This is a genomic window from Pseudomonas syringae, from assembly GCF_000737245.1.
Lineage (GTDB): Bacteria > Pseudomonadota > Gammaproteobacteria > Pseudomonadales > Pseudomonadaceae > Aquipseudomonas > Aquipseudomonas syringae_J.
Map to the genome: position 1 here is coordinate 77,199 of NZ_JPQU01000021.1, position 13,857 is coordinate 91,055.

Annotated in this window: 9 protein-coding genes; all 9 read right to left on the reverse strand. The window is 58.6% G+C overall.

Annotation, left to right across the window (positions count from 1 at the left end):
* Positions 1 to 279: 279 nt before the first annotated feature.
* Positions 280 to 1,905: a glycosyltransferase family 4 protein gene (locus IV01_RS0124685; protein WP_050507314.1), complete on the reverse strand. Its 1,626-nt coding sequence runs from the start codon at positions 1,903 to 1,905 to the stop codon at positions 280 to 282.
* On the reverse strand, positions 1,902 to 4,790 hold the full coding sequence (locus IV01_RS19245; RefSeq protein ID WP_032626826.1) for a glycosyltransferase family 4 protein: 2,889 nt from the start codon (positions 4,788 to 4,790) through the stop codon (positions 1,902 to 1,904). The genes IV01_RS0124685 and IV01_RS19245 overlap by 4 nt, the downstream gene beginning before the upstream one ends.
* A gap of 15 nt (positions 4,791 to 4,805) precedes the next feature.
* Positions 4,806 to 6,185, reverse strand: coding sequence for a class I SAM-dependent methyltransferase (locus IV01_RS25860; protein WP_050507315.1), 1,380 nt, complete (start codon positions 6,183 to 6,185; stop codon positions 4,806 to 4,808).
* Positions 6,186 to 6,708: 523 nt separating this feature from the next.
* Positions 6,709 to 7,917, reverse strand: coding sequence for an ABC transporter ATP-binding protein (locus IV01_RS19240; RefSeq protein ID WP_032626828.1), 1,209 nt, complete (start codon positions 7,915 to 7,917; stop codon positions 6,709 to 6,711).
* A gap of 1 nt (position 7,918) precedes the next feature.
* Positions 7,919 to 8,728 carry an ABC transporter permease gene (locus tag IV01_RS19235; protein ID WP_032626830.1) on the reverse strand — a complete coding sequence of 270 codons (810 nt, stop codon included), beginning with the start codon at positions 8,726 to 8,728 and terminating at the stop codon, positions 7,919 to 7,921.
* The gene (locus IV01_RS19230) at positions 8,725 to 9,858 is read right to left on the reverse strand and encodes a glycosyltransferase family 4 protein (protein WP_195758756.1); all 1,134 of its coding nucleotides are present in this window, start codon (positions 9,856 to 9,858) and stop codon (positions 8,725 to 8,727) included. The genes IV01_RS19235 and IV01_RS19230 overlap by 4 nt, the downstream gene beginning before the upstream one ends.
* Before the next feature lie 216 nt (positions 9,859 to 10,074).
* Positions 10,075 to 11,124: a GDP-mannose 4,6-dehydratase gene (gene gmd / locus IV01_RS19225; RefSeq protein ID WP_032626833.1), complete on the reverse strand. Its 1,050-nt coding sequence runs from the start codon at positions 11,122 to 11,124 to the stop codon at positions 10,075 to 10,077.
* Positions 11,124 to 12,536, reverse strand: a complete 1,413-nt coding sequence (locus IV01_RS19220; RefSeq protein WP_032626835.1) for a TolC family outer membrane protein — start codon at positions 12,534 to 12,536, stop codon at positions 11,124 to 11,126. Before IV01_RS19220 ends, gmd begins: the two co-directional genes overlap by 1 nt.
* Positions 12,533 to 13,855, reverse strand: coding sequence for an HlyD family type I secretion periplasmic adaptor subunit (locus tag IV01_RS19215; RefSeq protein WP_418903511.1), 1,323 nt, complete (start codon positions 13,853 to 13,855; stop codon positions 12,533 to 12,535). The genes IV01_RS19220 and IV01_RS19215 overlap by 4 nt, the downstream gene beginning before the upstream one ends.
* Between the last annotated feature and the right edge of the window lie 2 nt (positions 13,856 to 13,857).

Below are 13,857 nucleotides of genomic sequence, written 5' to 3' on the forward strand. Positions count from 1 at the left end.
CCCATCAGCTGCCCAGCACTCCGTGCAGCCTTGGCGGCACGATAGCACAGGTCAACCCGTATCTCAGCTGTTACAGTAGGAAAAAACGCATGGTTTTGTAGGATTTTTTTCCTAATAGCTTTTTGCTATCAAAAACCCAAAAACCATAGCCTGCTGTTGCTTCATGAGAGTCATGTCGTTTTGACACTCGTCAAGGCCCTAATAGGCAATATATGCGACAAAATGTAAAGATAAAAATCAGTCAAAAGAGCCGCTTACATAGACGTTTTGACGAATACCTTATGCTTTTTCTGCCAGCGCTTCGTTAGGGTTCACAGGAGGTTTCGGCTGACTGCTCAGAATCTTTAGTCCTAAAGCTGTCTGATTTTTCCCACGTACCAGCAAGGAAGTGTCTGACTTGCGCGCTACCGCGATGTTGCGCTCGTCTAACACGACGGGTTTGCCGAGGGCACGATACCGCTCAATGTGTTGCAAAGCTGTGTCAGGGTCAGTTGTCAGCGGGCCGGACACCCAGAGCAGGTCGGCTGTCTCAGGGGTGATCCAATTCACCGGGATCCAGCACGGCTGGCTGGCCGGTTGTGGACGGTTGGCAGGGATGGGCGCGACTTCGGCCAGGACGGCCTCGAAGGTTTCCGGCAACGGCGAGCCGTGGCAGGCAATCAGCTTGAAGGCGGTGCTGCGCTCAGCGGTCGGGGTGGAAAGCAAAGCTTCGAGGCGGTCGGCCTGTAATTCGAAGGCGAAGCCCTGGATCCTTTCCCGACTGGCGGCACCATGGGCGGCAATCTGTTGCGGCTCTTCTATATAGAAGGCCAGACGCGCGGCCAGATCAACGGCATTACCTGGCTCGATCAGCCAGCCGGTATTGCCTTCATCCACCAGCTCGGCAATGCCGCCGATGCGCGAGGCCACGACCGGCAGGCCGCAGGCCATGGCTTCGGTGATGGTAACCGGCTGGTTTTCCGGGCATACAGATGGCAAGACAAAGACATGTGCCTGAGCGAAACGCTCGGCAATCCGCGCATTGGGCAAACGGCCCCAGAATTTGGCAGAGACGTTCGGCGCGATGCTGGCGAGTTTGGCTTTGTAGCTGGCGAGCATGTGGCCATCGCCGACCAAGTCGACGTGGACCTTGTCTGGCGGCAGCAACGCCAGGGCTTCGAGTAGAGTGGGCACGCCTTTGTGCCCACCCATGTAACCGGTGAACAGAACATTCAAACGCTGGCCCGGCGGCGGTGGCGCCGTGTCGCTGAAGCGGCTCAGCTCAATACCGTTGGCGATCACGTGCATGCGTTCGGCAGGGATACCGTTGGCGATGTATTGGTCAGCCAGGTAACGACTCGGGGAAATGAAGTAGTCCACGGCGTCCAGCTGCCAGCGCAGGTAATCCTGGCGCATGCGTTGCGGCAGGCGCACGTCGTCGTTGTGGATGTGTTCATGGCAGGTATGGCACTGAGTGCTGTCCTGGCAGAGTGTGTCCTGGGTGGTGATCCGCGTGCTGTTCATGCAGAAACCCCAGTGGTCATGCAGGGTCAGCGCAATGCGGATGCCTTTTGCACGCGCCAGCTGCAAGATGCCCAGGGACAGGCCCGCCATGTGGTGGGCGTGGATCACATCCGGGTGCCAGTCAGCGATGAGACGCAGGAAGATGCGCTCGACTTCCGGATGGCAGACGTTGTTGCCGGTAGGGGCGAAGTCCCGCTGGGTCAGGGCAACCCGGGTGATCGGCAAGCCGTCGAACACTTCGGTCTGCGTCGGGTAGCCCGGCAGGCCGTGGCTGTTGTCGCCGGCCAGCACCCGCACCTCATGGCCTCTGGCCGCGAGGGCCATGGCATGGTGGTGGGCGATGATTTCTGCGCCGCCGATTACATGGGGCGGGAAGAAGTTGGAGATCACCAGAACTTTCATTGCTCGGTCCCTGCCACCGCGTAGGGGAAGAGGTAACCCTGCAGGCCGGGCAAGCGGATGTCAGCCTCGCTGGCCAGCCCCAGTGCCAGAGCGGTGGCCGCCGCGTCACCCTCTTCTATTAATAGAAGGCCAGGAGCGCCCTGCCCCGTTATGCGACTGCCGAGCAAATGTTGCAGCTCGACGTTGTCACTGTGCTCGGCGCTGAGGATGATCAGATCGATGTCGATTTCGTTGTCTTTCAGCTCATCGAGCAGCAACGGCAATGCGTGCTGAACCGGCGCACTGATGCGGCTGAGGTTGCCGTCGCGGGTGATGGAGCCGCTGGCATCGCCTTCGGCCACTTGCCACGCGCGAACCATTTGCACACTCGCCAGGGCAGTGAGCCATTGCGGTTGTTCACCGATGAGCAACGCGCACGCCACAGGTCGGCGGCTGAGCAAGGTTGCCAAGGCAAGTTGACCTGGCTCTTCCACCAGCGGCAGCTGTGAATCGATCAAGAAGTGCTGCCACTCACGGGGCAATGGCTCAAGGGCCAGACGCGGGTTGTGGCTGGCCAGTTGGCGCAACAGTTCCCGGGCATAGCTGCGCCAGGTGAGGATCGGCCGCGCCACAGCTTCGCTGGCCAGCTTCAGGTATTGCCGGGGCTGGGTGGCCAGTTCGTGGATCATGGCCGCCAGCGCTGCCGGGTCGCTCATGTCCACAGTACGGCAACCGCCTTCGGCGGCTAGCTCGGCCATGACGCCGCCGTTATGGCAGATGCACGGGCGGGCGTGCCACAGGCTTTCGACAATGGGCATGCCATAGCCTTCAACCAGTGACGAGTAAACGCTGACGTGGGCACGGGCGTAGTAATCGTTGAGGGTGGCGTCATCGACCACACCATGCCAGACGATACGCGGATCAGCGGCACTGGCTTCACGCACGGCTTCGACAATCCAGTCAGCGCCGGCGTAGCGGTTGCCAATCATGTCCAGCTGCCAATCCAGTTGCGGATAATCCGCCGCCAGACGGGCGACGGCGGCGAGCAGCGTCTTGTGGTTCTTGCGCGGTTCAAGGGTCGAAACGCACAGGATACGCAACGGCTCCCCTTCGCCAGGGGCGTCGGCGGGGATGGTGGCGCGCGGCGAGGCGGTCAGTTCACCGGGAATCCAGCAGGTCCGCACTTGAGCGCGGGGCGTGATGTTTTCCCGCTCCCAGAACGCTTGCAGCTGGGTGCCGGCGTCCGGTGAAATTGGCAGCACGCGGTCGCATTCAGCAAGGCCACGCATGTAGGCGGCGTGGTTGTCACGAATCAGGGTGTCGGCTACCCATTCAGGGTGGGTCACCGGGATGGCGTCGTAGAAAATTGCCGCCACTTGCAGGCCCAACTCCCGAGCCGCAGCACGACGGTCCGGCCCTTGGCGCTCGAAGACGATTTCACTTTGTAGCAGCCAGCCGCCGCGCAAGTGACGGCCGCCGAGGCTGGCCAGTGTTTGCGGGGCGTTGGCCGGAGAACGCGGCAGCACGTAGTGCTCCGGGTTAGGCAGCGGCCCGCCGTACAAGGCCAGGTTGTGGTACTCGCCTTCGGTGGGCAACACGTAGGCACGCAGGCTTTCGTTCCAGGTCACGAACAACGGCTGGCCGAAGTTTTGCAACTTGCGAGTCAGGCTACGCACCACACGGGCCACGCCGGTATTGGCGGTGTCGCGCAGGCAGGCACTGGTGTCGATCACCAATTGCGGAACCGGCAGATCCTGAATCGGTGCCAGTTCGCTGAGCAGGTCGGCGTAAGCCTTGATGGTGCGCTGCCAGGTAAAGGTCTGCAGGAAAGTGTCGAGGTTGGCTTCCCACTCGGCACCGGTCAGCAATTCACCGGCCAGTACCCGCAGGGCTTTGGCGGCAATGTCACCTTCATCGAAGCACAGCTGTTGCTTGTCAGCCACCACTTCAGGGTGGGCGCCGATGTCCAGGACCAATACCGGTTTGCGCAACTGCTGCATTTCCGCCAACGGGAGGTTGAAACCTTCCCAGCGGGAGACGCTAATGCCCAGCTCGGCGTTGGCCATCAGATTGGCCAGCTCCGCATCACTGGGGTGACCTAAGGGCAGGATGTGCGCTTTGAGGTCGTCGGGCAGGTCCAGTTCATCAGCGGTGGCCAATACACTGAAGCGCGCCTTGGGATGCACGGCGATGATTTGCCGGGCGATCGGGTAGAGGCCTTCGCTGTTCTTGTAGTTGCCGGTTTCCCAGCGACCGAGATTGATGATGGTCGGGCCGTCATTGTCGTCGGCATGGGTAATTTCGCTGGGCGGCTGGTTGTTCATCTGCCACAGGCTTTTATCGACGCCGCCGGCCAGGTGGTCAGCACCCAGATGGATCATGGCGATGTCTACCCCATAACCTGCATCGGGCAAGCTCTGGGTACGCGAAACAAAATGGCTGATCGGGGTAACCACCCGGGCTTCGGGCAGGTATTCACGACGCTGGGCGCGAAGACGCTCCTGAACCAGACGCGCCGGACCTTTCATGTCTTCATAAGGCACACCGCCGCAATCGAGCGCTACGGTCGGAATGCCCCACTGCCGGAATACTGCGATGGAGGCATAAAACGGCCAGCCGCCAATCAACGCGACCGTGCCAGCCGGATCCTGACCGATGGGTGCAAGCAGGTGGCGGTTGTGGCTCAGCCATTCAGCCGTGACCTGATCAAGCTCGGTGTAAGGGCCGTTGTGCAGTGGCGGCGTATGAATGTCATCGGTGATGCCACGCAGCACATCGTGATTGGCACGCTGGGCGATGAACGTAATACGCCAGCCCGCCGCCTTGAGGCCTTGGGCCAGCAGCAGCAAGACACGGTCGACACCGAAGCGGAACAGCAGGCGTTCGTTGCAGATAATTAGATGCATGAGGTCAGTTCAGTCTCATTCAGGCGCGTAACCGATGGCCGCATAATCTTGCGCGCCAAACAGCAGTCGATTCAGGGGGCCAGTGATTGCTTCGTCGTTGCCCTTGAGGTGCAACGCTGGATCGCCAGGGTGGCGGCGGTCGATTTCGACACGCTCGAAGCCACGCGCCTGAAGCAGGAAGGCCACTAATGCTGGAGGCATCGGGTTGCGGTGCGTCGGGTCGACATAGAAATTGCACGCTCCGACGATGAGGTTTTCCGGGTTCGGCGTTTCGAACAGCACTACCCCACCTGGGCGCACGACGCGACGGGCTTCGTCGATCAGTTTGATAAACACATCCAGAGGCAAGTGCTCGATGATGTGGAAGGCAGTCAAACCGCCAAGGCTGTTAGCCGGCATCGAAGCGAGGTACTGCAACGCATCGCCGACGTAGGCTTCGAGGCCCGCATCGGTACAGCACTGGATCATCGCCGTGTTGGAGTCGACACCAATGGCCGGGATTTCAGCTTCTTTGAGCAACTGCAGCCATTCGCCGCGCCCGCAACCCAGGTCCATGACCGGCTCGGAGAAGCGCTCGGCGTTGGGCTTGAAGTAAGGCAGGTTGGCTTTGAGGCGCTCGCGGATCATCTCTTTGGAGCCACGGAAGTTGGCTTCGAACTCCAGATACAACTCGTGCGGCATGCCCGGTTCTTCTTCAGCGCGAGCAGAGAACGTCGGGACCGCGCCGGGCTGCTGAGCCTGAGCCAGCATCATCGACAGTTCACGCTGACGCTGTTCCATTCGTTGCAGACGAGTGATCAGGTATTGCTCGTTTTGCTCAATAGCCAGCGCGTGGGTGTAGAGGCCCTGGTTGGTCTGGTTCTGGATTTGCAAACCGAGGTTGCGCAGGCGGGTGTTGCCGTCGGCAAGGTGGTACTCAAGCGCGGTCATGCGCTCGGGCATGTGGCGCAGGGCCATGCCGATATAGACGACACGCTGCACGCCGGGGATGCGATACACCACCGCACGAACCAGCATGATGACCAGATTCTTGACCGACGCACCGCCCGGCCGCTGCCGCGCACGAGTCAGGAAGCCCATGACCCGAGGATGGCCGACGTACTTGCCGATGACCGGCACGCCACGCAGTTTGCGGTAAAGGCTCGGTGGCGGGATATGTGCCTGAGAAGGTTGCGCTTCGGGTGCGACCTCGTCGGAGATCGACGGGATATGACGCTCCGGCCCGGGCGGCAGATAACCTTCAACATCCATTGGCTCGAAGGCGCGGACGAGATCGTTGGGTAGGTTGGCCGATGGCTTGGAGGCGTCTGCGCCATTGGCTAGAACGCGCTCGTATTCGCGGCGATTGACTTCAGCCACGATATCTTTTTGCAGTTTTTTGAGATCGATAGTCATTGTTTACATTCAGGACCGGTTAGATAGCCAGTGCAAGCTGATGAGTTCACGCCGCGATGAATGCGCCATGACTGGAATAAGAAGCGGGCTATTCTACGCAGGTATGTGGTGCGGCGGGAGAGGACTTGAGCGCGATGGGGATTGGTATCGGTGACCGTCTGTAGGAGCAAGCTTGCCCGCGAATAGGATAATGCGCACTCCCCGGTGATCCCCAGCGTCTGCATCGCGGGCAAGCACCGCTCCCACAGGTTCGGTGTTCGTCCGCAGGAGCGCGCTGCCCGAGATGAACGATAACGCGATGTTCCTGACAGACCGTGGCGTCCGGATTCGCGGGCAAGCCTCGCTCCAACAGGTTCGGTACTTGTCTGTAGGAGCCGAGCTTGCTCGCGCGCGGTGGGCATGCACCATCGCGGCGCAGCTTCGCGGGCAGGCCTCGCTCCTACAGGTTCGGTGTTCGCCTGCAGGAGTGAGCTTGGTCGCGATGAACGATGACGCGGTGGAGACGCGTTATTGCACTATCAGATCAATCGAGCTTGAAGGAAGCTTCAAGCGCGCATACGCCGGCGAAGTGCTTGTAGCCGCTATGCCCGGTGACGTTGAACACCGCAGCTTTGTCCCACCAGTCGAAATTGTCTTCGATGTGATCCGCGCCGCCATGTAACGCGAGTGTCAGACTGTAGCTGCCTGGCCCCACGTTCAGAGCCGGGATGGTGACCGTCAGCGTTTGCTCGACACCTGCGTTGACACCCAGATCACGCAATTCACCGCGCAGCCAGGTGTTGGTGCCAAAGATGTCGTAACCGGTGCGGTCCTTGAACATGAAGCCCAGCGACAGATCGTAAATCGGCTCGTTGGCTTTGATTTTCAACGTCAAGGTCAGTGGCGCCCCGACGTCCAGCATGTGCGCGGCGCGGCCGTTGCTGCTGACGGTCAGCTCTTCGATGCGCGCCTTGCCATTGCCGGAACGTCCAGCGTATGGAGCATTGACGGCCTGGGCCTGCAGCGAGCCTTCTTCCTTGCGAGCGATCAGCGAGTTGTAGAAGTCGAGCACGTCGTCAGGACGGCCATCCATCAGCATCTTGTTGTCGCCCAGGAGAATTGCCCGGTCGCAGAGGCTTTTGATCGCGCCCGGATCATGGGACACGAACAACAGGGTGGTGCCCTGCTCCCGAAAATCACGGATCCGCGCAAATGACTTGTGCTGGAAATAGGCGTCGCCCACTGCCAGCGCTTCATCCACGATCAGCACTTCAGGGCGAACGGCGGTCGCCACGCTAAACGCCAGGCGCACGAACATCCCTGAAGAATAGGTACGCACGGGCATATCAAAGTAGTGGCCGATTTCCGCAAAAGCTTCGATGGCGGGCATCAATTCGATGATTTGGTCGCGCTCCAGGCCCTGCATACGACCCGCCAGAGCGACGTTCTGACGCCCCGTGAACTCAGGGTGGAACCCCATACCCAATTCCAGCAACGCAGCGATACGTCCTGTAGTGGTCACTGAGCCTTCAGTCGGCATGGCAGTACCGGTGATGAGCTTAAGCAGCGTGCTCTTACCCGCGCCATTGACGCCTATGATGCCGACCGATTCGCCTTGACCGACCTTGAAGCTGACGTCGCGGATGATCCAGTTCTGATCGCGTTTGCAAAGCCCGAGCCAGGTGCCCAGAGCATGCCAGCGACCTTTGAGTTTTGGATAGGCCTTCCCTATCTGGTCAACGAGAATAGTCATGTCAGATCTGATCGAGTAGGTCGTTGTAGCTGCGCTTGTACAACAGCACCGCCAGAAGGAAAACGATGAGGCCAAAGATCAATGGATAGATCAATGGCCGCATGCCCACCGCCTCACCCAGCAACGCGCGTTGCGCAGTGAGGACCAGCGGGAACACCGGGTTCCAGGACAGCAGTCCCTGAACCCGTTCGGACAATATGCTCAGCGGGTAGACAATCGGCGTGGCCCAGAACAGCGCCTGGAAAAACACATCGGAGAGTTGCCCGATATCGCGAAAGAACACGTTCAGCGTCGCCAGCAGCGCACCTACTGCAATACCGAGCAATACAGTAATCGCCAGCACCGGGACCAGGACCAGAATCGTCGGCATGATCGGGTAACCCGACACCAGCATGAAGCCCACCACCAGTACCATCAGGATCAGGCTGTTCAGCGCTGCCGTGGCGATCACCGGGATGAACAGGATGAACTTGGGAAAGCTGGATTTCTTGATCAGGTTGGCGTGTTCAAGAAAGACCCCCTTGCCACGCTGCACCAGTTCCAGCAACAGGTTCCAGGTGATCAACCCCGCACACAAGTAAATGCTGTAGGCATATTGATGTTCGATGCCGGGCATCCGCGCCTGCATCAAGCGCGAGAAGATCACGGTGTAGATAAACACCATGAAAATCGGCGGCACGACCAGCCACAAAGCACCCAGGGTGGAACCGGCGTAGCGGCTTTTGATTTCACGCAGAGTAATGGCGTAGATCAGCCCGCGAAAGCGCAGGACATCTTTGAGTAGGGAGAAAACTGACAGGGTCGCTTTCATTGTGCTCGGCTCGGCATGTTCAGGAATATTCCTACAAGTTGTTGGGCCACGTCGTCCCAGGTGCGATGAAAGGCCTGCACCGGTTCACGCTGGGGAAAAGTATCGATAGCCTGAATAAGGTCGTTAAGACTGCCCGGCTCAATGAAGGTGGGCCATTGTCGGCCGGCTTCGCGCAGAACTGGAATATCGCTGGCGATGACCGGACAACCCTGCATTGCGGCTTCAAGGACGGGAAGCCCGAAGCCCTCATCCCACGGCACGTAGACCAGCGCGGTAGAGTTACGGATCAGCCAGAGCAATGCTGGATCGCTCAGATTGGCCGCATGAAAAAGACGGTCGCCAAGCAGCGGGTGATTTTGCAGGCGCTCGATCAGGCGGTCAACTTGCCAACCAACATTGCCTACGAACAGCAACCGAGGACTCTTGCCCTGAGACCACAATGCTTCGAAAGCGTCGAGCACCAGCCCGTGATTCTTGCGCGGTTCCAGTGTGCCCAGTACCAGATAGAGCGGATCGTCCGGGGTTGCAGGCGCAGGCAACACCGTCTGATAACTCTCGATTTGTTCGGCGGTGGACGTCAGGGAGCAGAAATCACCGCCGTGAGCCAGCACATTGACCGTGAGTAATGTACCGCGCGCTGAAAGACGTGCCATCAGGCGCTCACGCACTGCCTGGGTCGGCACGAACATCTGCTCGGCGCGATCAATCATGTGATTCAGATGGTCAGTAAAGCGCTGCTCAAGCCCTTCGCGAAACCATTCAGGATGCTCCAGTGGCAGTAAGTCATGAACCATACCGACCAGTCGGGCACCTCGAGCCAGTGCAGCATCAACGGCCGGCCAAGGATCGGCATACCAGGAGGCATCGAACATCAGCAGCACATCGCCATCGCCCGGTTCAATTGCAGCGCCCTGCCCCTGAGCATGTTGGCCTAGTCCCTGAAAGGGATGAGGCGCCAACTCATCGAAAGCCTGCCAGTGAACACCACTGAAGCTGACCGCAAGCACTTGATAGCCGCGCGCTGAGTATCGCCGCCGACTCGCTGCGAGCAGACAGCGCACAACACGCTGGATACCGGTATGCAGGCCAGACTCGAGCAAACGCGTGACATCAAAAAGGAGGCGACTCATGGGGTCACCCACCATTGAGTCACATTTGTTTTGAGCCGGAAGCGCGCGAAGCAGCTGCTGAACGCGCAGCAATTCGCTGGGATTGCAGACGGCAAGAGTTTCACTGAAGGGACTTGATGACTTAAAGACAATGAATGGCTAAAGATACGACTCACCAGAAGCAGGCGCGCCCGCCGCCGAAACCGAAGCTTCGGGGGCGGGCGACACATGGGTCACTTAAAAGGATTTACCGCTCTTTACACGAGTCAGATCAGCATCAACCATCAACTGGCACAGCTGTTCAAGGCTGGTCTTGGCTTCCCAACCCAGAACGCGCTTGGCTTTTTCAGGGTCGCCGATCAGCAGTTCGACTTCAGCAGGACGGTAGAACTTCGGGTTGACCTGAATAACGGTCTTGCCGGTCTTGGTGTCGATGCCGTGTTCGTTGTCGGCGCTGCCTTTCCATTCCAGATTGATATCGACGGCCTTGAATGCCATGGATACGAAATCACGAACGGTTTCGGTGCGGTTGGTGGCCAGAACGAAGGTATCCGGCTCGTCAGCTTGCAGCATGCGCCACATGCCTTCGACGTATTCCTTGGCGAAACCCCAGTCACGCTTGGCGTCCATATTGCCCAGTTCCAGCACGTCTTGCATGCCCAGGGAAATGCGCGCTACGGCGTCGGTGATCTTGCGGGTCACGAATTCTTTGCCGCGCAGTGGCGACTCGTGGTTGAACAGGATGCCGCTGGAACCGAAGATCCCGTAGGACTCGCGGTAGTTGATGGTCATCCAGTGAGCGTACAGCTTAGCCACGCCGTATGGGCTGCGCGGGTAGAAGTCAGTGGCTTCAGTTTGTGGAACCTGCTGCACCTTGCCGAACATTTCCGAAGTCGACGCCTGGTAGAAGCGGATTTTCGGGTTAACGATGCGGATGGCTTCCAGCAGATTGACTGCGCCCAAACCAGTGATTTCAGCGGTGGTGATCGGCTGATCAAAAGAAACGCCTACGAAGCTCTGAGCCGCCAGGTTGTAAACCTCGCTTGGCTCGGCTTTCTGCAGCAGGCGAATGCTTGCGCTGAGGTCGGTCAAGTCGTGCTCGACCAGTTCCAGGTTCGGGTGGGTAGCAACGCCGACTTCTTCAAGACGCCAGAAATTCACGGAACTGGTACGACGATAGGTGCCGTATACCTTGTAACCTTTTTCCAACAAAAGTTGGGTAAGGTAGGCGCCGTCCTGGCCGGTTACGCCAGTGATGATTACGGATTTGCTAGGTGCTGCAGTCATTATGGTGTTTTCCGAACAGGGGCTGGGTCGGTCTTGCTGTTGTTGCTCAGCCAAACGTTAACGCTTTCTACGCTTTCATCAGACAGCTTGCCAGCCCAACGGTTGAGGATAAAGAGGTTGGTAATAAAGTCGTACTGGGTCTTGAGCAAGTCACGACGAGCCTTGAACTCGTTCTGAGTGGCCGTCAGGACATCCACAGCATTGACGACGCCATAAGAGAAAGCTTTCTCCGAAGCAATACTCGACTGCTCGGCCGAAGCCAGCGCATTACGATTGGCGCGGATTTTTTCAACACTTGAGTCCGCAGTCAAATAAGCATTTGTAGTTTCTTTCACTACCTGACGACGAGTGGCCTCCATTTGCTGCTCTGCAGAGATCTGATCCTGCACCAAGCCACGCACTCGTGCCGAGGTGGAACCACCGCTGTAGAGCGGCACTGACAACTGGACGCCAGCCACATAGCTGTCCGTTTTCGGGGCCAAGGCGTTGTTATAGCCTTCGTTGGTATTTTGAGCACTCAGATTCAAGGACAGCGTTGGATAATGCCCACCCTTACCACCGCGCACCGCGGCACCAGCAACTTCCACAGCGCTGGTCGAAGCCTTCAGCGACGGGTTATCTTGAAGTGCCTGCCGGACCCAGGTCTCCAGACTTTCGTCCGAAACCTTGAGCTCCACATCATTACGGATGCGACTGAGCTTTTCGGTCACTGGCCGACCAACAATTTCGGACAAGGCGGCGCGGGTCAAGCGAACCTGATTACGCCCGTCTACTTCCTGGGCAGCCAGGGAGTCCACTCGGGCTCGCAAGTCGAGCAGGTCAGTGATCATGGCGTACTTCTTGTCATACAGAGCACTGATCCGGTCCAGGTTCTTCTGCGTGGCCCGACGCTCGGCCTGAATCAGCTCCAACTCATCGTCAGCGGCAAGCGCAGCAAAGTAACGCTGTGCAAGGTCAACGGTCGCCTCAGCCTGGGCCTCAGATGTTTCCGCCTCAGTCTGTTTGATGGTCAGTTTGTATTTCTGGTAGTTCTCCCAAGCCGCCTTGTTATAAAGGGCCTGGCTCAAGTTGAGGCTGTAGTTCTCACTGTTGTAGATCTGGTTGGTCGTCTCGTTGACCTGCTTGATACGGTTGGCCCCGGCATTAGCCGTCAATTGCGGCAACAATGAACCGAAGGCTTCACGAGAGCGCTCCTTGCTCGCCTGCGCACGCGCATAGGACGCCAGCACTCGAGGGTCTTCAAGACGCGACTCGCGATACAACGATTGCAGGTCTGCAGAGTATTCCTTGGCACTGACGCCGCTCGGAGGCGGCTTTGGCGTCGAGGGCTCGGCAGTCTTAGGCTGGGCGGCCTGCACCTGAAGCGACAACATTCCCAACATCAGGCATGGAAACAGAAGGCGCACTATCATTCCTCGATCATCGATTCAGAGATTGCGTTCCGTGCCGGCTGCAGGATGTATTGCAGCATGGTGCGCTCACCGGTGCTGATAAGGGCGTCGGCTGGCATACCCGGAACCAGCTTGCGGTCGCCAAGGCGGCGCTGACCGTCTTCAGTCACCTGTAGACGCGCCAAGTAGTAAGGCATGCCGGTACGCTCGTCGGTCAGGCGGTCAGCCGAAATCTGGGTGACAACTGCCTCAATTTCCGGCGTCGTTGCGCTATTGAACGCACTGAAGCGAATCTTGGCATTCTTGCCAATACCGATACGATCAATGTCTACCGGCTGTACGTGGACTTCCACGATCAAGTCGGAAACCGAAGGCACGATATCAAGCAACGGAGTGGCGGCGCGCACAATGCCGCCCACGGTATGAACCGTCATGCCGATCACCATGCCATCTTCCGGCGCGCGGATCACGATGCGGCTCAGGCGGTCCTTGTAGGCTGCAGTGCGTTCCTGCAGGTCATACACCTTGGTCTGGATGTCGGCCAATTGCTTAACGACATCGGAGTTGAAATCTTTGGTCAGTTGCACGATCTGCAACTGTGTTTCATTGATTTGCAGGCGGGTCTTGGTGATAGTCGAGTTGTGATCGGCGATTTCCGACTTCAAACCGTCCAGCTTGCGCTCTTGTTCGAGCATGCGCTGCTTGTCGACAAACCCCTGAGCCAACAGGTCACGAAGCTCGCCAATTTCGCCCGTGTAGGACTTGCCCAGATTGTTCTTGGTCGAAATCATCGAGCCCAGACCACGAATCTGCTCATTGAGCTGGCCCACGCGCTCTTGAAGTACGGCGATCTCGCCCAGGCGAGAGTTGCGGCGCGCATTGAAAATCTGCGTTTCGCTGTTTTGTGCTTCTTTACCACGCGGGGTGTTGGGCTCCAGCGCATCACCAAAATCGATGCTGGACAGGCCGTCTCGTTCAGCCCGCAGGCGCGCTTCGGTAGCTTTGGCGGCAACCAGTTGGCTGCGGTTCATTTCGTATTCCGCGCCGACCTGCGAATCATCGAGCACAATCAGCGGATCGCCCTTCTTGACCGTATCGCCATCGTGAACAAGCAGCTCTTTGACGATACCGCCTTCCAGATGTTGAATGGTCTTACGATAGGTTTGTACAGTCACGACACCCGGAGCGTTGGCAGCACTGTCCAGTGGGGCGAAAGCAGCCCAGCCACCAAAAAGGCCAAACACTACAAAGATGATGCCAAACCCAAGACGCCGGGTCTTGGCGTCGGAGGTCGGCAGATCCTGGAAGTTGTCGGCAGCGGTAGTAATCATAGTTTTCATCG